20 protein-coding genes are annotated in these 18933 nt (G+C 68.3%); 14 read left to right on the top strand and 6 right to left on the bottom strand.

Features of this window, described 5'->3' with window-relative positions; translation table 11 throughout:
• Positions 1-95: 95 nt before the first annotated feature.
• Complete coding sequence (locus ACIA49_RS04825; protein ID WP_396375756.1) at positions 96-650, bottom strand: helix-turn-helix domain-containing protein; 555 nt, start codon at positions 648-650, stop codon at positions 96-98.
• A gap of 68 nt (positions 651-718) precedes the next feature.
• On the opposite strand from ACIA49_RS04825, the gene ACIA49_RS04820 reads away from it, so the two are divergent.
• The 3 genes from ACIA49_RS04820 to ACIA49_RS04810 are packed head-to-tail and all read left to right on the top strand — an operon-like array spanning position 719 to position 2382.
• The gene (locus tag ACIA49_RS04820) at positions 719-1399 is read left to right on the top strand and encodes an AzlC family ABC transporter permease (RefSeq protein ID WP_396375755.1); all 681 of its coding nucleotides are present in this window, start codon (positions 719-721) and stop codon (positions 1397-1399) included.
• Entirely contained in the window at positions 1396-1716 is a 321-nt protein-coding gene (locus ACIA49_RS04815) for an AzlD domain-containing protein (protein WP_396375754.1), read from the top strand. The genes ACIA49_RS04820 and ACIA49_RS04815 overlap by 4 nt, the downstream gene beginning before the upstream one ends.
• 18 nt (positions 1717-1734) lie before the next feature.
• Positions 1735-2382: a hypothetical protein gene (locus tag ACIA49_RS04810; RefSeq protein ID WP_396375753.1), complete on the top strand. Its 648-nt coding sequence runs from the start codon at positions 1735-1737 to the stop codon at positions 2380-2382.
• On the opposite strand, the gene ACIA49_RS04805 is transcribed toward ACIA49_RS04810, so the two are convergent.
• Entirely contained in the window at positions 2379-3134 is a 756-nt protein-coding gene (locus tag ACIA49_RS04805; protein WP_396375752.1) for a S1 family peptidase, read from the bottom strand. The two genes, ACIA49_RS04810 and ACIA49_RS04805, sit on opposite strands and share 4 nt — an antisense overlap.
• A 21-nt stretch (positions 3135-3155) precedes the next feature.
• On the opposite strand from ACIA49_RS04805, the gene ACIA49_RS04800 reads away from it, so the two are divergent.
• The gene (locus ACIA49_RS04800; RefSeq protein ID WP_396375751.1) at positions 3156-3857 is read left to right on the top strand and encodes a tyrosine-protein phosphatase; all 702 of its coding nucleotides are present in this window, start codon (positions 3156-3158) and stop codon (positions 3855-3857) included.
• Positions 3858-3979: 122 nt separating this feature from the next.
• On the opposite strand, the gene ACIA49_RS04795 is transcribed toward ACIA49_RS04800, so the two are convergent.
• Positions 3980-4984, bottom strand: a complete 1005-nt coding sequence (locus ACIA49_RS04795) for a glycosyltransferase family 2 protein (protein WP_396375750.1) — start codon at positions 4982-4984, stop codon at positions 3980-3982.
• A 6-nt stretch (positions 4985-4990) separates the two neighbouring features.
• A complete protein-coding gene (locus ACIA49_RS04790) occupies positions 4991-6460 on the bottom strand; it encodes an LCP family protein (protein ID WP_396375749.1) in 1470 nt (489 codons plus the stop codon).
• A 291-nt stretch (positions 6461-6751) separates the two neighbouring features.
• Between ACIA49_RS04790 and ACIA49_RS04785 the strand changes: the two genes are divergently transcribed.
• From ACIA49_RS04785 to ACIA49_RS04765, 5 genes are all read left to right on the top strand, one after another.
• The gene (locus tag ACIA49_RS04785) at positions 6752-7579 is read left to right on the top strand and encodes a serine protease (protein ID WP_396375748.1); all 828 of its coding nucleotides are present in this window, start codon (positions 6752-6754) and stop codon (positions 7577-7579) included.
• Positions 7580-7726: 147 nt separating this feature from the next.
• Positions 7727-9811 carry a spermidine synthase gene (locus ACIA49_RS04780; RefSeq protein WP_396375747.1) on the top strand — a complete coding sequence of 695 codons (2085 nt, stop codon included), beginning with the start codon at positions 7727-7729 and terminating at the stop codon, positions 9809-9811.
• Positions 9812-9864: 53 nt separating this feature from the next.
• Positions 9865-10473, top strand: a complete 609-nt coding sequence (locus ACIA49_RS04775) for a class I SAM-dependent methyltransferase (protein ID WP_396375746.1) — start codon at positions 9865-9867, stop codon at positions 10471-10473.
• A gap of 182 nt (positions 10474-10655) precedes the next feature.
• Positions 10656-11612: a UDP-glucose 4-epimerase GalE gene (galE, locus tag ACIA49_RS04770; protein WP_396375745.1), complete on the top strand. Its 957-nt coding sequence runs from the start codon at positions 10656-10658 to the stop codon at positions 11610-11612.
• 17 nt (positions 11613-11629) lie between these two features.
• On the top strand, positions 11630-11944 hold the full coding sequence (locus ACIA49_RS04765; RefSeq protein WP_396375744.1) for a hypothetical protein: 315 nt from the start codon (positions 11630-11632) through the stop codon (positions 11942-11944).
• Here the strand turns inward: ACIA49_RS04765 and ACIA49_RS04760 are convergent.
• Complete coding sequence (locus ACIA49_RS04760) at positions 11941-12720, bottom strand: SDR family NAD(P)-dependent oxidoreductase (protein WP_396375743.1); 780 nt, start codon at positions 12718-12720, stop codon at positions 11941-11943. The two genes, ACIA49_RS04765 and ACIA49_RS04760, sit on opposite strands and share 4 nt — an antisense overlap.
• Positions 12720-13400 (bottom strand): TIGR03089 family protein, encoded by a 681-nt coding sequence (locus ACIA49_RS04755; RefSeq protein WP_396375742.1) that lies wholly within the window; start codon positions 13398-13400, stop codon positions 12720-12722. The genes ACIA49_RS04760 and ACIA49_RS04755 overlap by 1 nt, the downstream gene beginning before the upstream one ends.
• Before the next feature lie 67 nt (positions 13401-13467).
• On the opposite strand from ACIA49_RS04755, the gene ACIA49_RS04750 reads away from it, so the two are divergent.
• From ACIA49_RS04750 to ACIA49_RS04730, 5 genes are all read left to right on the top strand, one after another.
• Positions 13468-13746 (top strand): twin-arginine translocase TatA/TatE family subunit, encoded by a 279-nt coding sequence (locus tag ACIA49_RS04750; RefSeq protein WP_396375741.1) that lies wholly within the window; start codon positions 13468-13470, stop codon positions 13744-13746.
• Between the two features lie 164 nt (positions 13747-13910).
• Entirely contained in the window at positions 13911-15248 is a 1338-nt protein-coding gene (locus ACIA49_RS04745; protein WP_396375740.1) for a hemolysin family protein, read from the top strand.
• On the top strand, positions 15245-16339 hold the full coding sequence (locus ACIA49_RS04740) for a hemolysin family protein (RefSeq protein ID WP_396375739.1): 1095 nt from the start codon (positions 15245-15247) through the stop codon (positions 16337-16339). The genes ACIA49_RS04745 and ACIA49_RS04740 overlap by 4 nt, the downstream gene beginning before the upstream one ends.
• 362 nt (positions 16340-16701) lie before the next feature.
• Positions 16702-17769 carry an NAD(+)/NADH kinase gene (locus ACIA49_RS04735; protein ID WP_396375738.1) on the top strand — a complete coding sequence of 356 codons (1068 nt, stop codon included), beginning with the start codon at positions 16702-16704 and terminating at the stop codon, positions 17767-17769.
• An 11-nt stretch (positions 17770-17780) separates the two neighbouring features.
• On the top strand, positions 17781-18878 hold the full coding sequence (locus ACIA49_RS04730; RefSeq protein ID WP_396375737.1) for a mannose-1-phosphate guanylyltransferase: 1098 nt from the start codon (positions 17781-17783) through the stop codon (positions 18876-18878).
• Positions 18879-18933: the final 55 nt, after the last annotated feature.

Raw genomic sequence — 18933 nt, 5'->3', positions numbered from 1 at the left:
CTCCAAAGGCGAAGTGGGGCGGACTTCGATTCAGAGCGCTCGTGGATGATGATGCGCGGAAGTGCGCAGGAATGTCCAGAGGTGAGCAGTTAACGTTACACGTGCTCGGAAATGAGCGTGGCGATCGTGCGCTCCTCCAGTCCGACGAAGACGTGCGGCAGGTCGCCCGGGTAGGAGATGTAGTCGCCGGGGTGGAGTTCGACCGGTTCGTCGGCCGGGCCGATCAGGGCGCGGCCGGTGCCGAGGATGACGTGCTCGACGACGCCCGGGTTGTGCGGTTCGGACTTACGGCCAGGCCCAGGGCTGACCTCGATCCGGTAGATGTCACGCCGCGCGTACGGCGGACTCGAGGCTACCAGCGTCGCGCTGTACTCGGGATTCTCGGAGTAGAGCACCGGCCCTTCACCCGCCCTGATCAGCTGAACCTTCGGCCGCGGCGGATCGAGCAGCGTGGCGAACGGCGTATCGAGCGCGACCGCCAGCGCCCACAGCGTCTCCACGCTCGGGTTGCCGGTCGCCGACTCCAGTTGGGAGAGCGTCGACTTCGCGACCCCCGCCCGCTTGGCCACCTCGCTCAGCGAGAGCCCGGCTCGCGCGCGGTGCCGGCGCAGCGAGGCCGCGATCACATCCAGTGGGGCTTTGCTATCCATCCGTGTTCGCTCCATCGGTCCAGTCGTTCGAGTTGACGAACACTCGTCTCGTGTTCATCATAATGTCCATGCGTTCGATCTGGCGAACACTCGACCCCCGGCTGGCCCGCGACATCGGGCTGGTCTGCCTGGCCGACGGCGTCGTCGGTCTCTCGTACGGCGCGATCAGCGTCGGCGGCGGGCTGCCCTGGTGGGTGCCGGTGCTGCTGTCGATCATCGTGTTCGCCGGAGCGTCGCAGTTCCTGTTCGTCGGGATCGTGCTCGCCGGCGGCAGCCCGATCGCCGCGATGATCGCCGGGCTGCTGGTGAACACCCGGCACGTCGCGTTCGGCCTGGCGGTCAGCGACGAGGTCGGCTCCGGCTGGCGCCGCTGGTTGGGCAGCCACCTGATGACCGACGAGAACGTCGCCTTCGCCCTCGGCCAGGACAACCCGCGGCACCGGCGAGCGGCGTACTGGGCCGGTGGGATCGGCATCTTCATCTGCTGGAACCTCGGCGTCCTGCTCGGCTCGGCGGCCGGTTCGGTGATCACCGACACCGACGTCTTCGGCCTGGACGCAGCCTTCCCCGCAGTCCTGCTGGCCCTCGTCCTCCCGGCCCTCCGCGATCGATCAACCCGTACGGCGGCCTTGGTCGGAGCCGTGGTCGCGTTGGCCACAACGCCGTTCCTGCCGGCCGGGCTCCCAGTGCTCTTCGCGCTGACCGGCCTGCTGTTCTACCGCACCCCTGCTTTGGAGCCCGTCCGATGAACACTCCGTTGCTGCTGGCAGGCATCGTGATCCTTGCTATCGGCACCTTCTCGCTGCGGATCGCGGGCCCGGTGCTGCGTAGCCGGTTCGAGATCCCCGAGCGGGTCCAGAGCCTGCTCGCGGCCGCCGCGATCGTGCTGCTGACCGCGTTGGTCGCGACCGCCGCACTCACCGACGGCGGCGGCTCGGCCGGGGTCGCCCGCCCGGCCGGCGTACTGGTCGGTGGGGTGCTCGCGTGGCGCAAGGCGCCGTTCATCCTGGTCGTCGTCGCGGCCGCCGCCACTGCTGCTGGACTGAGACTCCTCGGCGTTCCGTAAAACGGCTACCGTGCTGCCATGAGCAGCCCCTCCGCCACCACTGCTGCGCCGAAACGAACCCTGATCTGGATCGCACTCGGCTGTTTCGTGGTCGGCCTTGCCCTGACGGCGTTCTTCGTCGTACGGATCGTCACGTTGGCACCGGTCGCGCCGCAAGTCATCGGCGCGGACGCGACGCCGGTGACGCTGGACGAGAAGGGGATGACGATCTACTCGTCGATCCCGGTGCTCGAGGTGCCGTGCCGGATCAAGGACGCGCAGGCCGGCGACGTACCGGTCGTGCAGCCGCACGGCACCGAGCAGATCACCGTCAACGGGGACAGTTGGTACGTCGTCGCCCGCTCGGAGAACCCGGTCCCGGCCGGCGACTACGTGGTGACGTGCACCGACAAGGAGACCAGCGCGACGTACGCCGCCGGTCCGCGCTCGACCGTGGCCGGGTTCATCCTGTCGATCTTCGGTGCTATCGGTTCGGTGCTGCTGTTCGGCGCACTCGGGGGAGTGCTGCTGGTGATCGGTCTGGTCCGCCGCCGGCCGAAGCCGGTCGGTCGGGTGCCGGGCTATGCACCTCCGCCCGGCAGCCCGGCTCCGCCTGGGGCCAACACGTTTCCCCCGCCCCCGCCGTACCAGCCGGGTCCGAACCCCGACCGGCCGCAGGACCGCTAGAGCGGCAGGGTGAAGGCCGACAGGCGGGTGTAGACGCCGGGGAAGCCTTCACGGGCGCAGCCGTGCGCCCAGGAGGTGAGCCCGGCCAGCTTGCCGTCCAGGATCAACGGACCACCGCTGTCGTACTGACACGTGTCGGCCTGCGTCGTGCCGGCACACACCATCCCGGCATCGAACGAGCTGCCGTAGGACGTCGTACAGGTCGAGTCGGCCACTATCGGTACGACGGCCTGACGCAGTACGGCGTTGGAGGTGTCGCCCTCGGACGTCCCTCCCCAGCCGAGGACGTCGGCCGGTGCGCCGGCCGGGTAAGCCGAGCCGGCGTCGACGACCGGGAGCGTGGCGCGATTCACCGCGCGGCTCAAGGTGAGGACGGCGACGTCGTTGTGCTCGACGGTGTCGCCCATGAACTTGGTTTGTTTGAACCCGGGATGGATCCAGATCTTCTTCACCGACACGGTTTCGCCGTCTTTGCCGTGCAGGTCGGCGCGGCCGAAGATGCCGCGGAGCAGGCCCGGCGTGAGCTTGAACAGGTTGGCGCAGTGCGCGGCCGTGACCACCTTGTCGGGGCGGACCAGGACCCCGCCGCAGAGCTGGCCCGACGGGCGCAGCAGCATTCCGGGGCTCGAGACCGCGACCATCCACGGCGGCGGATCGACCGTCGTACCGCCGATGATGGCGTTGGCATTCGGTGCGGACAATGTGGCGGCGACTGTGAGGACCGCCGTGGCAAGCAGGAGTTGGCGTCGCATGCCTCGCACGATAATGGCCGAATGGATCTCAACTGGCCCGGCTGCCGCAATGTCCGCGATGTCGGTGGGTTGCCCACCGCCGACGGCCGCACGATCAAGGACGGCGTACTGATCCGTTCCGAGAGTCTGCAGTACCTGACGCCCGAGGGCGTCGAGGCGGTACGGCGTTCCGAGGTCAGCCGGATCCTGGACCTGCGCACGGACGAGGAGGTTCAGGAGGCGCCAACGCCATTCACCGGTACGCCGATCGCGGTCCGGCAACTGGTCGCGGATCCGGCCGACCCGAAGCACGGGCAGCCGACGATCATCGCGGCCTGTACCTGGATGCTCGACCAGCGGCCGGCGTTGTTCGCGGCCGCGGTGAAGGCGATCGCGGACGAACCCGAGGGTGCCGTCGTCGTGCACTGCCACGGCGGCAAGGACCGGACCGGGATGGTCGTCGCGCTGGCGCTCAGCATCGCCGGCGTACCGCGCGACGAGATCATCGCGGACTACTTCCTCACCCAGTCGCGGCTCGCGCCCTGGCTGGCGGAGCAGCTGGCCGCCGAGCCGGACGTCTCCAAGCACCCGGAGATGATCGAGTTCCGCGACACCCGCGCCGAATCACTCGTCGCGATCCTGCACCACGTGGACGAGGTCTACGGCGGCCCCGAGGCCTACCTACGCCACGGCGGCCTCACCACCGAAGACCTCGACCGTCTCCGCCACCGCCTCGTCGCCTAACCGCAGCGTCCGAAGAACCGCAGTACGTGGTCGGCGTGTTTTCGGACGTTAACCAGGTCCCCGTCGCAGCGTCCGAAGAACCGTAGTGCGTGGTCGGCGTGTTTTCGGACGTTAACCAGGGGTTAGACGGTGCGGGGCTTTTCGCGGAGGCCGATGAGGAAGCCCAGGCCCCAGGACATGTGCATGGTGGCGCAGACGAGCGGCATCCAGAAGAGGGCTTTCCACGGGAGGTAGCGGCCTTCGACGGCGGAGCCGATCAGGAGCAGGATGCCGTACCCGAGGGGGGCCAGGAAGCCGAGGTCGAGCCAGGCGATGCCGGTGATCAGGCCGATGATGCCGAGGATGGTGCCGAGCGCGATGCCGATCACGGCGACCGGCGGCGCGAGGTAGCGCTTGCTCGCGGTCTCGGGGTGCCGGCGGATCACCTCGCGGCGCCACTGGCCGGTGTGGAAGAACTGCTTGGCCACGGCGGACAGCGAGGACCGCGGCCGGTACGTCACCGACAGGTCCGGGCTGAACCAGATCAGTCCACCGGTCTTGCGGATCCGGTAGTTCAGCTCCCAGTCCTGGGCCCGGTGCATGGTCTCGTCGAACCCGCCGACCCGCTCGAGCGCCGTACGGCGGAAGACCCCGAGGTACACGGTGTCCGCCGGACCGGCCTTGCCACCCTGGTGGAAGGTCGACGCGCCCAGACCCAGCCGGGAGCGGTACGCACAGGCGACCGCCATCTCGGTCGGGGTCCGGCCCTCGGCCGCCATCACACCGCCGACGTTGTCCGCGCCGCTCTCGTCCAGCACCTCGACCGCGCGGGTGATGTACCCGTCGGTCAGCGCACCGTGGCCGTCGACCCGGACCAGGATGTCGTGCCGCGCGTGCGCGATCCCGACGTTCAGCGCGGCCGGGGTCTTGCCGGTCGGGTTCGCGATGATGCTGATCCGGCTGTCGCGGTCGGCGAGCTTGTCCGCGATCTCCTGGGTCCGGTCCTTGCTCGGGCCGATGGCGAGCACGACCTCGAGCTCACCGGGGTAGTTCTGGTCGAGCACACGCCCTACTGCCTCTTCGAGATGACGTTCCTCGTTCAGCACGGGCATCACGACGGAGACGGGCGGCCACTGGGACAACGGCATATCAGGTCAGGCCTTACAGATCGAAGCGACGTCGTCGACGTCGTTGGCGGGTTTGGTCGGTGAGGTCGTCGGCTTGCTGGTCGACGTACTCGGCTTCTTGGTGGTTGACGTGCTCTTCGGCGTGCTGGTGGTCTTACCGTCTCCTTCGGAGGCGGCCTTGTCCAGCGCTTCCGATTTCTCGATCGCCTGGGCGACCTTGGTCCGGATCAGATCGAAATCCGGGTTGCCGGTGTGGATCAGGGGTGGGACCGCGGAGAAGCTTGACACCGGCAGCTTCTTCGCGTCCAGCGCGAGGTCGGTGAAGGTGCCCAGCTCGCCGGCCGGGATGCTCGTCTTGACCACTTGTTTGCTGGCCGACGCGATGCCCTGGAACTTGGTCAGCACGGTGGACGGCGACAGCTGGTTCAGCATCGCAGACATCACGCACTTCTGCCGAGTCATCCGCTCGTAGTCCGAGGACTCCGCCCGCGACCGGGCGAACCAGAGCGCGTGGTAACCGTCCAGGTGCTGGTTCTTGCCGGCCTCGATGTAGCCCTTGATCGGCGAGCTGCCGCCACCGATCGGGACCCGCTTGCCGATGTCCAGGGTGATCCCGCCGACCGCGTTCAGCAGGTCACGGAAGCCGGCCAGGTCGATCAGCACGTAGTAGTTGATCTTCAGCCCGGTGACCGCCGAGATGGCCTGCGTGGTCGCGGTCTCACCGGGGTTCGGGTCGCCCGGGAACAGGTTCTTGTGGCCGGCCGCGTAGGTGTACACCGCGTTCAGCAGACACTCGGCGGCACAGTTCTTCCACTGGAATCCGTCCGGGAACTGCTTGGCCATCGCCGTACCGGCGGGGAACGGGACCTTGGCCAGGTTGCGCGGCAGGCCGATCAGCACGGTCCGGCCGGTGTCGGCGTCGATGCTGGCCACCGTCATGCTGTCTGGCCGGGTACCGATCCGGTCCGCGCCGGAGTCGCCGCCCATCAGCAGCACGTTGTAGCGGCCGTGCTCGGCGTTCGACTTCTGGCCGTTGCCGAAGACGCTGGCGACGAAGTCGCGCTGGGTGTTCACGAACGAGCTGGCCCAGATCAGCGCACCGGCGACGACGAACACCAGCACGCCGTCCAGGATGCTGGTCGCGAGCCGGTGATTGCGCTCGAGCATCATCGGCTGCGCGAGCCGGTAGGCGTCGACGAGCAACGCGGCCCAGCCGATCGCCAGCAGGATCAGCAGGATCTGCACGACCCGGAGCGTGCCCGGGCGGGCCAGCAGGTTGATGGTTCCGGAGCGCCAGATCAGCCCCAGCACCACCAGGAAGACGATGATCGCGAGCAACCCCGCGACGACCCGCCAGGCATACCGCCCGGCCCGTTTGCTGCCTGCCACGATCTGCGCCGACCCCGGCAGTACGAGGGTCATCAACAGCAATGCCAGGGCCCGCTTGAACCGCTTCGGCTCGCTGAGGTTGCGCAGGTCTGCTTTCTCCTGCGGCATGAGGTCCTTCCGTTCTCGGCTCGGGCGGGCTGTTGCCGACCGTACCGTGTCGTCCTGGCGGTCAGTTGGTACGACGTGCCGGGGGACGCGATGGTTCGAGCCGGAGCGGGTCCGAAAACGAAGAGTAGCAGCCCACCTACGGAGTGCAGGAAAACCCCTGCGTACACCCTGTGATCGGGTGGTTTCACACGGTTGTGATGGTGTTCGGGGGTTGAGATCGGTTACCAAAGTGGTGCCCAAATCGACAGTGAGGAACCGCCCCCCATGAAACTGTTCCGTCCCCTTTTTGCCGTGGCTGCGGCCACTGCGACCATCCTGACCGGCCTCGGTACTGCGCAGGCGGCGCCCGCCCCCGCTCCTGCTCCGGCCGCGGTCCGGGCGCCCGGTGCCGACTTCACCGGGATCGCGGCGCTCAGTAACTGCTCGGGTTCGCTGGTCCGGTTCGCGTCGTCGGTCTCCACCGATCCGGCGCTGATCCTGACCAACGGTCACTGCTACGAAGGCGGCATGCCCGGCCCGGGCGTCGTGATCACGGACAAGTCGTCCAGCCGCTCGTTCTCGCTGCTGCGGCCGAGCGGGAGCAAGGCCGGTACGGTCTACGCCAACCGCGTCCTGTACTCGACGATGACCAAGACCGACGTGACGCTGTACCGGCTCACCGAGACGTACGGCGCGATCCAGTCCCGGCTGAGTGTTCCGGCGCTGACGCTGTCCCAGTCCGCGCCGGCCGCGGGCGCCGGGATGGCCGTCGTCTCCGGCTACTGGAAGCGCATCTACACCTGCTCGGTGCAGTCCACGATCTACAAGCTGCGCGAGGCCAGCTGGACGATGGAGAGCTCGATCAAGTACCGCCAGCCGGGCTGCGAGACCATCGGCGGCACGTCGGGTTCGCCGATCGTGAGCACCTCGACCGGTCAGGTCATCGGCGTCAACAACACCGGCAACGAGGACGGCGAACGCTGCACGCTGAACAACCCGTGTGAGGTCGACGCCAACGGCAACATCACCGTCGACCAGGGTGCGGCGTACGGGCAGCAGACCTGGTGGTTCTACACCTGCCTGTCCGCCACCCGCACCATCGACCTGACCAAGGCCGGCTGCCTACTCCCCCGCCCGTAGTAGTCCCGATTTGCCTGGCTCGCCAGCCAAATCGGGGGTTGTACACCCTTATTCAGGGTGTACAACCCCCAACCTGGGTGGCCAGCCAGGCAAATGGGGTTCGGGAGGGTGACGTAGGACACTGTGATTCAGGTAACGTCCCGGCTCATGGCTGTCGAATCCCCTCCTGCACCCGTAGCGACGACGAACTGGCCGAGCCCTTTCGGGGTCCGGACCCGGCTGGTCGCGGCCAGCGCGCTGATGCTGTTCACCGAGCTCGCGCTGATCCGCTGGACCGGCTCGAACGTCGTCCACCTCAGCTACTTCTCCAACTTCGTGCTGCTCGGTTCCTTCCTCGGGATCGGGATCGGCATCCTGCGGTCCAGCCGCGCGAAGTGGCTGCCCTACTACTCGCCGGTGATGCTCGGACTGCTCGTCCTGGTGATCACCTGGAAGCCCGTCACCGTCGAGCGCGGTTCCTCGTCCAGCGTCATCTACTTCACCAGCCTGGACACGAAGGGACCGCCGGTCTGGGTGATCCTGCCGATCATCTTCCTGGCCGCGGCCGTGATCCTGGCCGGTCCGGCGGAACTCGTCGGCCGCTGTTTCACCGAGCTGCCACGACTGACGGCGTACCGGTTCGATCTGGTGGGTTCGCTGATCGGGATCGTGAGCTTCACGGCGCTGTCGTTCCTGGGCGCGCCCCCGATCTGGTGGGGGCTGATCGTCACGGTCGCCTTCGCCGGGTTGATGATTCCACGGCCGCGGGGAGTGCAGTCGCTGGTGGCCGGCGTACTGACTGGTGCGTTGGTGCTGGTGCCGTTGCTGGTGATGGTCGGGGTGCTGTTCAACGAGTCGACCACGGCGGGGAACAGTTGGTCGCCGTACTACAAGGTGCAGACCGCCTACGACAAGTACCGCGGTCAGTCGCTGCTGACGATCACGGTGAACGGCGTACCGCATCAGCAGGCGATCGCGGCGGACTCCCGGTTGGCGTGGGAGCCGCAGTACGGGACGCCGTACGAGCGAGCGAACGCCGGCAAGGCTCCGAACAACGTGCTGATCATCGGAGCCGGCTCGGGTTCGGATGTCGCGATCGCGCTGAAGAAGGGCGCCAAGCATGTGGACGCGGTCGAGATCGATCCGCGGATCCGCAACATCGGCAAGGCGCTGCACCCGGACCGGCCGTACCAGGACCCGCGGGTGTCGTCGCACATCGACGACGGACGGGCGTTCCTGTCCCGGACCGACAAGAAGTACGACCTGATCCTGCTCGCGCTGCCGGACTCGCTGACGCTGGTCAACGGCGCGAGTTCGCTGCGGCTCGAGAGCTACCTGTTCACCCAGCAGGCGTTCGAGTCCGCGCGTGACCACCTGGCTCCGGGTGGCGCGTTCGCGATGTACAACTACTACCGCGAGACCTGGCTGATCGACCGCCTCGCGCTGACCGCCGAGAAGGCCTTCGGCCACAAGCCCTGCGTGGACAAGATGGGCGACTCGCTGCAGCAGGCCGTCGTCACCGTCGGCCTCACCGCGGCCGACCAGAACTGCGCAGCCGACTGGGCCGGCGCGACCGACATCACCCCGCCGCCGGCCACCGACAACCGGCCGTTCCTGTACCTGTTCACGGATCGGATTCCCTCGCTGTACTTGATCACTCTCGGATTGATCCTGGTCGCGGGAATCGTCGGCGTCGGCATCGCGGGCGGCGGATCGTCGTACAAGCGGATGCGTCCCTACACGGATCTGTTCCTGCTCGGCGCGGGCTTCATGTTGCTGGAGACCAAGAGCATCACCGGTTTCGCACTGCTCTTCGGTACGACGTGGGTCGTCAACGCGATCGTGTTCGCCGGAGTGCTGGTCGCGGTGCTCGCCGCCGTCGAAGTCACCAGACGGTTCCGGACTCCACCGATCAAGGTGATGTTCGCGATCCTGTTCGGTGGTCTGGTGCTGTCGTGGATCTTCCCCGACAGTTGGCTGCTCTCGATGCCGCTCGGCCTGCGGGCGATCGTCGCGGTGATCATCGCGTTCACCCCGATCTTCGCCGCCAACGTCATCTTCGCGAAACGCTTCACCGACACCGAGGACGGTACGGCGTCGTTCGGTGCCAACCTGTTGGGCGCGATGCTCGGCGGCTGCCTCGAATACGCCGCGCTGATCATCGGCTTCCACGGCCTGCTGATCATCGCCGCCCTCCTGTATCTGGGAGCGTTCCTGCTGCGGCCGAAATCTTCTGCGGCCGTAGGGAGCTAGCTGCTAGGTTCTGATGTCTGGGTCGCTCGGACCTCCGTCCGGAGGGAGCGACCATGAAGGACTACTACCGCGAGCGCGCTGCGGAGTACGACAAGATCTACGAGAAGCCCGAACGGCAGGAGGATCTCGCCACGTTGCGAGGCCTCCTGCCGTCGCTCGTTGCGGGACGTTCGGTCCTGGAGATCGCCTGCGGTACGGGCTACTGGACGACTGCGCTGGCGTCGTCTGCCCGCTCGGTGCACGCGACGGACATCAACGAGGAGACGCTCGCGATCGCCCGCACGCGCTCCTCCGCCGGTGACGTCACGTTCGCGACCGCCGACGCCTTCGCCCCGATCCCGGGTGAGTTCGACGCGATCTTCGCCGGCTTCTTCTGGTCCCACGTGCCGCGAGCCGACGTACGGCGCTTCGTCCGCGGCCTGCTCGAGCAAGCCGAACTGGTGATCCTCGCCGACAACCGGTACGTCGACGGCAGCAGCTCCCCGATCACCCGGACGAGCGTGGACGGGGACACCTACCAAACCCGCCGCCTCTCAGACGGCCGCGAGTTCGAGATCCTGAAGAACTTCCCCACCCCCTCCCAGTTCGAGGCCGACGTGGCCCCTGCCGCGGTTCGCCGTACCGACCTCACCTACTTCTGGCTCGCCACCCTCACCCGCTAGCCCCGCAACCCATGGCGTGGTGGGTTTGAACAAGGTATGACCTGTGGTGGCCCACCGTTTCCTGTTCAAGCCCCCGGTACGGCGGCCCGGTCCGTCGGGTGGTGTCGGCGGTGTACGCGGCGTGGTACGGGATCGGCCCGTTTCGGCGGAGGAGCTGGGGGCGGGGGTGCGAAGATCGTTGTATGACATGGCTGGTGAGTGGCGGGGCTGGGTACATCGGGGCGCATGTGGTGCGGGCGTTCCTTGCTGATGGCATCGATGTGGTGGTGGTCGATGACCTGTCGAGTGGGAAGGCGGAGTTCGTGCTGGACGGGGTTCCGTTCGTACAGGCGAATCTGCTGGACGGCGCGGCGGTGCGGGGAGCGCTCGAGGGGGTGAGTGGGGTGGTGCACCTGGCGGGGTTCAAGTACGCCGGGGTTTCGGTCGATCGGCCGTTGCACACCTACACGCAGAACGTGTCGGCGATGGTTTCGTTGCTGGAGGCGATGGACGCGCAGGGCGTGCGGAACATGGTGTTCTCGTCCAGCGCGGGGGTTTACGGCACGCCGAAGGTCGAGACGGTGACGGAGGAGACCGCGCCCGCGCCGGAATCGCCGTACGGGGAGACGAAGCTGATCGGCGAGTGGTTGCTGCGCGACCAGGCCAAGGCGGGCGACCTCAACCACACCTCGTTGCGGTACTTCAATGTGGTCGGCTCCGGGGACCCGGTCGTGTACGACGCCAGCCCGTACAACCTGTTCCCGATCGTGTGCAACCTGCTCTCGCAGGGGAAGGTGCCGCAGATCTACGGCACCGACCATCCGACCCCGGACGGTACGTCGGTGAAGGACTACGTGGACGTCGCCGACCTCGCGCGTGCCCACGTCGCGGCGGCACGTGCGCTGGACGCCGGTACGGCGCTCGAACCCGTCTACAACCTGGGGAGCGGGACCGGTACGTCGGTCCGCCAGATCATGGACGCCGCCCGCCGGGTCACCGGCATCGACTTCACCCCGACCGAAGGTCCGCGCCGGCCGGGTGACCCGTCGCGCGTTGTGGCGCAGGGCGAGTTGGCGGCGCGCGACCTCGGCTGGAAGAACACGCACACGGTCGACGAGATGTTCGCGTCGTCCTGGAAGGCCTGGCCCGCCAACCGCTGAGCCTCTACAGTCCGGTCATGAATGACGAGCCGGCCGCGTGCCCGTGTGGGGTGCGCGTTCGGCAGCCGTGGCGGACGCGGGACTCGGCGTACAGTCCCGCGTCGTTCATCGGTGGTCTCGTATGGATCGCGCTCGGCGTCGGCTCACTCCTCGGCGGTTGGACCGTCTTCGGAAGCGCGCTGCTCGGGGTGCTGGTTGCGCTGGTGCTCGGCTCAGTGGTTCTGCAGTCGGTACGACGGCATCGCGGCGGCTGCTTGATCGCACGCGGGGCGTGGTTCGGGGTCGCCGTACCGGGGTTGCCGTTGCGGGTCGCCTACTGGCTGAACTTCTAGTACTCCTTCTTCGCGTGTCCTGAGGTGCTGAGGTTGACCAGGACCGGACCGGTCAGCACGCCACCCTCGACCGGGAGCGTGTGGCCGGTGATCCAGGAGGCGTCGTCGGAGGCAAGGAACGCGACCGCGGCGGCGATGTCCTCGGGCTCGCCGACCCGGCCGAGCGGGTACATCTTGGCGAACCGCTCCAGGGTGTCCTGCTGGTTGTCCCAGTTCGGCGTGCGAATGGTGCCGGGGGCAACGACATTGAAGCGGACGCCGAGATCGCCGTACCGGGAGGCGTAGTTGAGGGTCATCGCGATCTGACCGGCCTTGGCCGCGGAGTACTCGACGTTGCCGAAGGCGGCGAGCCCGTTGACCGAGCTGATCGTGACCACGTTGCCGCGGCTCTTGACGAGATGCGGGAGGGCGGCCTGGATGCAGCGTGAGGCGCCGACCAGGGTCAGGTCGAGCTGGCGGTGCCAGTCCTCGTCCGTGGTGTCCTCGGGAACGCTCGTGACGATGCACCCGCCCGCGTTGTTGACGACCACGTCCAGCCGGCCGAACCGCTCGACCGCGGCCGCCACCGCGGCGTCCACATCGGCGCGGTTCGTGACGTCGGTGCGGACCCCGATCGCCTGCTCGCCGAGCTCGGCCGCGAGCTCGCCGATCTTGTCCTCCTGCAGATCGGTGATCACCACCGAACCGCCCTCGGCCGCGATCCGCCGTACCACCGCCGCGCCGATCCCCTGGGCACCCGCCGTGACGAGCGCTACCCGACCCTCGAACCGCTGCACTAGTCCTCCAGGACTCGATCGACCTTCTCGTCCGCCACCCGGCGGTCGAGTTTCGTGGCGTCCAGGTGGCGGCACAACACGATCGAGCCGCCGCCGATGATCGCCCCGATCAAGACCCTAATTCCGTCGCGGGTCGTCAGGTCGCGAGTGGTCAGGATGCGGTCGGCGATCGGTTCCGCCGTACCGATCAGGTCGGCGTGCGTGAGTTCGTCGTACGCCGGGGACTCCGCGGTCGGCGGGTTGAACGGGACGAAGAGGTCGGGGTGGTTGTAGACCTCGGCGCCGTAGTCCTGGATGCCCTCCGGAATCGGTGCGCGGAACCGGCCGCCGAGCGGCAGGAGCGCGGACGCGATCGTCTCCCGCTCGCCACGGACGGCGAAGTCGGGCCCGGTGATCGCGAGGGCGCCGGTCTTCGAGGTGAGCGCGGCCCCGGCCGACCAGGTCGCCAGCGCCCAGACCACGCCCAGCCAGTGCGGCGGCAATCCGATCGCGACGGTCTCGTCGGGCTCCAGGTCGTACTCGTCGACGAGCAGGTTGGCGGTCTTGGCCACCCAGTTCGCGGTGGTCACCGCACTGAGCTCGATCCGCTCACCGGTCTCGTCGTCGTAGTAGGTGAGGAAGGGGCTCGCCCCGTCCCGGCGGACCGCAGCGGCGAAAAGCTCGGGCAGAACCTGTGACATATGGCCCACCCTACGTTCGCCAGACCGACGTAGCTTGGTGGGGGACTACCGGAAAGAAGGCTGGGTCATGGCTCCACTGCTCGCGCTGCCCGAAGGCGGCGAATGGGTCGTCCTCCTCATCATCGTGGTGCTGCTCTTCGGAGCGAAGAAGCTCCCGGAGCTCACGCGGAGTGCCGCGCAGGCGATGAAGGAGTTCAAGAAGGTACAGAACGACAGCGACGACACCCCCGCCGTCGCGGCTCCAGTCGCCGCCGCACCGCCTGTGGCCGCCGCGCCGCCAGTGGCTTCCCCGACCGCCGCCGCGCCGCCTGCCGTGAACCAGGCCCCCACCGACCACCAGCCGTAGTCGCCGGGGCGCCGGTCGCCGCCGCGCCGGGAATCACGCCCCCACCGACCACCAGCCGTAGCCGTCGGATCACGCGGCTGGAGGTGACTGCGCTCCCGGGCCGCCTGGTGGACGGACAGCACGGCGGCGGGGGCGTTGGACGGGGGATTGACTAGGGTCGGGGCATGCTGATTCTGGGCGGCCTGGGACTGATCCTGGTGCTGACTGTTGCCACTGGCTACTTCGTGTCACAGGAGTTCGCGTACGTGGCGGTGGACCGGAGCCGCCTGCGGACGCTGGCCGACGCGGGGGATGCGGCGGCGGTGCGGGCGCTGAAGGTGACGTCGCGGCTGTCGTTCGTGTTGTCGGGGTCGCAGGTCGGGATCACGGTGACCGCGCTGCTGGCGGGGTACTTCGCCGAGCCGTATCTGGGCGAGGGCCTCGAGAAGGTGCTCGGGTCCGCCGGGGTGCCGGAGGCGGTCAGTGTTTCGGTGTCGGTGATTCTGGCGCTGCTGCTGGCGACCGTGATCCAGATGGTGCTGGGCGAGCTGGCGCCGAAGAACCTGGCGATCGCGAAGGCGGAGGCGATCGCGCTCCGGTTGTCGCGGTCGACGCTGATGTACCTGACGATCGCCGGCCCGATCATCCGCGTCTTCGACGCCGCGTCGAACCGGATCCTGCGCCGGGTCGGGATCGAACCCGTCGAGGAGCTACCGCAGGGTGCCACCGCTCAGGAGCTGGACCGGATCATCGTCACGTCGTACGAGCAAGGGCTGCTCGACGAGGACACGATGCGGCTGCTCGATCGCGGTCTGGACTTCCGCGGCCGGATCGCGGAGCAGGCGATGGTGCCGCGGGTCGATGTGGTCACCGTGCATGAGGACGACCCCCTGACGAGAGTCGTCGACCTGCAGGACACCGGGCACAGCCGGTTCCCGGTGATCGCGGGTTCGGTGGACGAGGTGGTCGGCGTGATCGCGATCGGCGATGTCGTCGAGGTCGAACCCGCCGACCGCGGCCACGTGACCGTCGGCTCACTCGCTTCCCCGCCGGTCGTCGTACCGTCGACGCTGCCGCTGCCCGTCGTCCTCGAACGACTCCGTACGTCGCACCGCCAGCTCGCGATCGTGGTCGACGAGTACGGCGGTTTCGCGGGCATCGTCACGTTGGAGGACATCGCCGAGGAGCTGGTCGGCGCGATCCGGGACGAGGACGACCTGCCGGAGACTTCGCCGGTCCAAGGCGGTGACGGGTCGTGGGTGCTGCCGGCGCGTTGGCGGCTCGACGAGGTGGAGGAGGCGACCGGGATCGCGCTCCCCGAGGACGACGACTACGAGACCGTGTCCGGGCTGGTGATGGCGCGGCTCGGCCGGATTCCGGTCGTCGGTGACGAGGTGGTGATCGAGCTTCCGCATCGGCTCGACCACGAGGGTCGGTCGATTCCGGCCGAGTTCGTCAAACTCGTCGTACAGACACTGGAGCGCCGGGTGCCCGGTCTTGTCGTGATGGAGCGGACCGCATGAGTACGACGCTCGCTCTGATCATCTCGGTCGGCCTGCTCGCGCTGAACGGGTTCTTCGTGGCGGCCGAGTTCGCGCTGGTCGCGTCCAAGCGGCACCGGCTGGAAGAGGCCGCGGCGAACGGGAACCGGTCAGCCCGCGCCGCGATCGCCGGGATCAGCGAACTGTCGTTGATGCTCGCCGGCGCGCAGCTCGGGATCACGTTGTGCACCCTGGGTCTCGGCTCGCTGAGTGAACCCGCTGTCGCGCATCTGCTGCATCCGTTGTTCGAACTCGTGCACATCCCCGAAGCCGTTGGGCATGTGATCGCGCTGATCATCGCGGTCGTCGGGATCGGCCTGCTGCACGTCCTCTTCGGCGAGATGGCGCCGAAGTCGTGGGCGATCAGCAACCCGGAGCGCGCGGCTCAGGCGTTGGCGATGCCGTTCCGCGGTTTCACGTACGTCGTTCGCCCGCTCCTGCTCGGCCTGAACTGGGTCGCCAACCTGTGTGTCCGCCTGGTCGGCGTCGCTCCGCAGAACGAGCTGGCGAGCGCTCACGGTCCCGACGAGCTCCGGCTGCTGATCGAGTCGTCCCGTGAGCACGGCACGCTGGAGGAGCCTGAGCACGAACTGCTGACCGCGATGCTCGCCCTGCAGAACATCACGATCTCCCAGGTGATGGTGCCGATGGAGCGCCTCGCCACGGTCGCGTCGACGGCCAGCGCCCGCGAGGTCGAACTGACCAGCCGACGCGAAGGCCGCTCCCGCCTCGCCGTCATGACCGGTACGACGATCTGCGGCATCGTGCACGTCCGCGACGCCGCCCGCGCCACCACCGGCGGCGGTACGACGCTCACCGCCGCCGAGCTGATGACCGCGCCTCTGAACCTCGCTCCGGCGACTCCAGTTGCCACCGCGATCCGGACGATGCGGGACCAGCGGTCTCAACTGGCCGTCGTCTGCACAGGCGCCGAACCGCTGGGCGTGGTGGCTCTCGAGGACCTGCTGGAGCAGGTGATCGGCGAGTTCGACGACGAGACCGACCCGATCGTCAGCGCCGCGGCAAAATCACCGGAGCGCCGGTCTGAGGATGCGGCTGATACCTCTCGCTGAGAGCCCAGCTGCCCCACCCGCCCTTCGACGCGGCCGCCGCCGCTTCCTTTAGAGAGCAATCCCATCGAACTGTTCATCCGTCATCGCCGCTGCTTAGCCCGCTCCTTCGTCGCGTGCACGCTGCTTGCTGGACGCGGATGAGGTGGGATGGGTGCGCGGGCGGGCGGGGCTCGGGTGGTAGGCGGATGAGGTGGGATGGGCGCGTGGGTGGGGCTCAGGTGGTAGGCGGAGCAGGTCAGCCGAGCAGGCGGCTTGAGCTGGGCGAGCGACCTCAGGCCAGCCCACCACCTCCCTCGAGCCCACCACCTCCCTCGAGTCCGCCAGCTACCGTTGGCACATCTGTGGGCTGAGGAGGGTGCGGCGTGGTTGAGCGGATCGGGCTTGTGGTTCACCAGGGGCGGGAGATGGCCGTCCGGACGGCGGAGACGGTGCGGGCCTGGGCTGATGAGCACGGGATCGGGTGTACCGATATCGACGTGTGGAAGGACCATGAGGGCCGGCGGAGCGGGATGGCCGAGCTGCATCATGCGGGGGACCCGGATCTGGTGGTGACGCTGGGTGGGGACGGGACGTTCCTGCGGGGTGCCCGGATCGCGGCGAAGAACAATGCCGCCGTACTGGGGGTGGACCTGGGGAAGGTCGGGTTTCTGACCGAGGTCGCGTGCAAGGACGTGGAGGCGGCGCTGGAGGCGGTGCACCACGGTGGGGCGACGATCGAGGAGCGGATGACGCTCACGATGCGGGCTTCGCGGGCGCTCGAGATTCCGGATGGGATCGAGTCGCTGCTGCGGTACGGGCACGGGCCGGCGTTGCCGCCGCCGGCGGTTCGGCCGGAGAGTACTGAGGGCAACGGGTGGGGCGTCGCGCTCGACGTGACGGCGCTGAACGACGTCGTACTGGAGAAGCTGGCGCGGGATCACCAGGTGGCGCTCGGGGTTTATCTGGCCGGGCGGTTGCTGGCGTCGTACTCGGCGGATGCGGTGATCGTGGCGACGCCGACCGGGTCGACGGCGTACAGCTTCGCGGCGGGTGGGCCGATCTTGTCGCCGAACACGAACGCGATCGTGTTCACGCCGGTGGCGCCGCACATGACGTTCAACCGGAGTGTGATCGCCGCACCGGATGAGCCGATCGCGCTGCGGGTGCTGCCGCATTCGGGGCAGGCGGCGGTGAGCATCGACGGGCAGTTGCGCGGCGTACTGGATCCGGGGGACTGGATCGGGGTGTACGGGTCGGCGCGTCCGTTGCGGCTGGTGCGGTTGCGGCCGACCGACTTCTACGGACGGCTGCGGGACCGGTTCCGGCTGACCGACGCGCCGGCGACCGGGGTCGACGGGGAGTCGGATGCGTTCTTCCTGCCGTCGGATTCGCCGGTGCCGCCGGACCTCGCGCACCTGCGGCTGCCGCAGGCACCTTCCGCGGCCCGGTAGGGTTCCTCCTCATGCGAAACGTGGTGATCCTGGCCGGGGGCTCGGGGACACGGCTGTGGCCGCTGTCCCGGGACGACAGGCCGAAGCAGGTGCTGCCGTTGGCGGCCGGTGAGTCGCTGCTGCGGGTGGCGTACAACCGGCTGCAAGGACTCGTCGAGCCGGAGAACATCTACGTGTGCACGGTCGGGGCGTACGCCGACGTCGTACGCAAGGAGCTTCCGGAGCTCGGCCCGCACGCCATCATCGGCGAACCGGCCCGCCGGGACACCGCGAACGCGGTCGGTCTCGCGTCGGCCGTGGTCGCGCGGAACGACCCGGACGCGGTGGTCGCGTTCGTGGGGTCGGACCACCTGATCAGCCCGGAGGACGAGTTCCGGGCGGCGATCGAGAACGGGTTCGCGGTGGTCGAGCAGCGGCCGCGGTCGCTGGTGACGTTCGGGATCGAGCCGACGCATCCGCATACCGGGCTGGGGTACATCGAGCGCGGTCCGGCGATCGACGGTACGGCGGCCTTCGTCGTGGACCGGTTCCGGGAGAAGCCGGACCTGGCCACGGCCGAGGAGTACCTGGCGACCGGACGGTTCTGGTGGAACTCCGGGATGTTCGTCTGGCGGGCCGAGACCGTGCTGAGCGTTCTCGACGAACTGCTGCCGGAGTCGGCCGCGAACCTGCGCCAGGTCGCGTCCGTGTGGGACACGCCCGAGCGTGAGGCGACGCTGGCCGGTATCTACCCGAACCTGCGCAAGATCAGCGTCGACTACGCCGTGATGGAGCCCGCATCCCAGGGCAAGGTCGACGCCGAGGTGGTCGTCGTACCGATGCCGGTGCACTGGCTCGACGTCGGCTCCTGGGCCGCCCTGGCCGGCACCTACAGCGCCGACCCCAACGGCAACCGCACCGACGGTACGACGCTGTCCTGCCTGCTCGACTCCCACGACAACATCGTCGTCACCGACGACCCCGACCACCTGATCGCCACCGTCGGCCTGCGCTCCCACATCATCGTCCACACCAAGGACGTCACGATGGTCTGCCCGCTGTCCGACGGCGAACGCGTCAAGGACCTGGTAGCCCAAGTCCAGTCCGACCACGCCACCAAGTACCTGTAAAAGGAACGGAAGGCGGACCCCAGACACTCACCAACGTGGTGGAACGGTCGAGTTC

The organism is Kribbella sp. NPDC051587 (genome assembly GCF_044453945.1).
Lineage (GTDB): Bacteria > Actinomycetota > Actinomycetes > Propionibacteriales > Kribbellaceae > Kribbella.
Note: the sequence above shows the minus strand (reverse complement) of the source record. Positions and strands in the feature narration are given on the sequence as shown.

Bases quoted from the DNA above. Each gene is read 5' to 3' on its own strand.
- ACIA49_RS04800 (WP_396375751.1), top strand. From the start codon at position 3,156: ATGGATCTCAACTGGCCCGGCTGCCGCAATGTCCGCGATGTCGGTGGG.
- ACIA49_RS04805 (WP_396375752.1), bottom strand. From the start codon at position 3,134: ATGCGACGCCAACTCCTGCTTGCCACGGCGGTCCTCACAGTCGCCGCC.
- ACIA49_RS04825 (WP_396375756.1), bottom strand. From the start codon at position 650: ATGGATAGCAAAGCCCCACTGGATGTGATCGCGGCCTCGCTGCGCCGG.
- ACIA49_RS04740 (WP_396375739.1), top strand. From the start codon at position 15,245: ATGAGTACGACGCTCGCTCTGATCATCTCGGTCGGCCTGCTCGCGCTG.
- ACIA49_RS04820 (WP_396375755.1), top strand. From the start codon at position 719: ATGCGTTCGATCTGGCGAACACTCGACCCCCGGCTGGCCCGCGACATC.
- ACIA49_RS04810 (WP_396375753.1), top strand. From the start codon at position 1,735: ATGAGCAGCCCCTCCGCCACCACTGCTGCGCCGAAACGAACCCTGATC.
- ACIA49_RS04815 (WP_396375754.1), top strand. From the start codon at position 1,396: ATGAACACTCCGTTGCTGCTGGCAGGCATCGTGATCCTTGCTATCGGC.
- galE (WP_396375745.1), top strand. From the start codon at position 10,656: ATGACATGGCTGGTGAGTGGCGGGGCTGGGTACATCGGGGCGCATGTG.
- ACIA49_RS04755 (WP_396375742.1), bottom strand. From the start codon at position 13,400: ATGTCACAGGTTCTGCCCGAGCTTTTCGCCGCTGCGGTCCGCCGGGAC.
- ACIA49_RS04780 (WP_396375747.1), top strand. From the start codon at position 7,727: ATGGCTGTCGAATCCCCTCCTGCACCCGTAGCGACGACGAACTGGCCG.
- ACIA49_RS04750 (WP_396375741.1), top strand. From the start codon at position 13,468: ATGGCTCCACTGCTCGCGCTGCCCGAAGGCGGCGAATGGGTCGTCCTC.
- ACIA49_RS04795 (WP_396375750.1), bottom strand. From the start codon at position 4,984: ATGCCGTTGTCCCAGTGGCCGCCCGTCTCCGTCGTGATGCCCGTGCTG.
- ACIA49_RS04730 (WP_396375737.1), top strand. From the start codon at position 17,781: ATGCGAAACGTGGTGATCCTGGCCGGGGGCTCGGGGACACGGCTGTGG.
- ACIA49_RS04775 (WP_396375746.1), top strand. From the start codon at position 9,865: ATGAAGGACTACTACCGCGAGCGCGCTGCGGAGTACGACAAGATCTAC.
- ACIA49_RS04765 (WP_396375744.1), top strand. From the start codon at position 11,630: ATGAATGACGAGCCGGCCGCGTGCCCGTGTGGGGTGCGCGTTCGGCAG.
- ACIA49_RS04790 (WP_396375749.1), bottom strand. From the start codon at position 6,460: ATGCCGCAGGAGAAAGCAGACCTGCGCAACCTCAGCGAGCCGAAGCGG.
- ACIA49_RS04745 (WP_396375740.1), top strand. From the start codon at position 13,911: ATGCTGATTCTGGGCGGCCTGGGACTGATCCTGGTGCTGACTGTTGCC.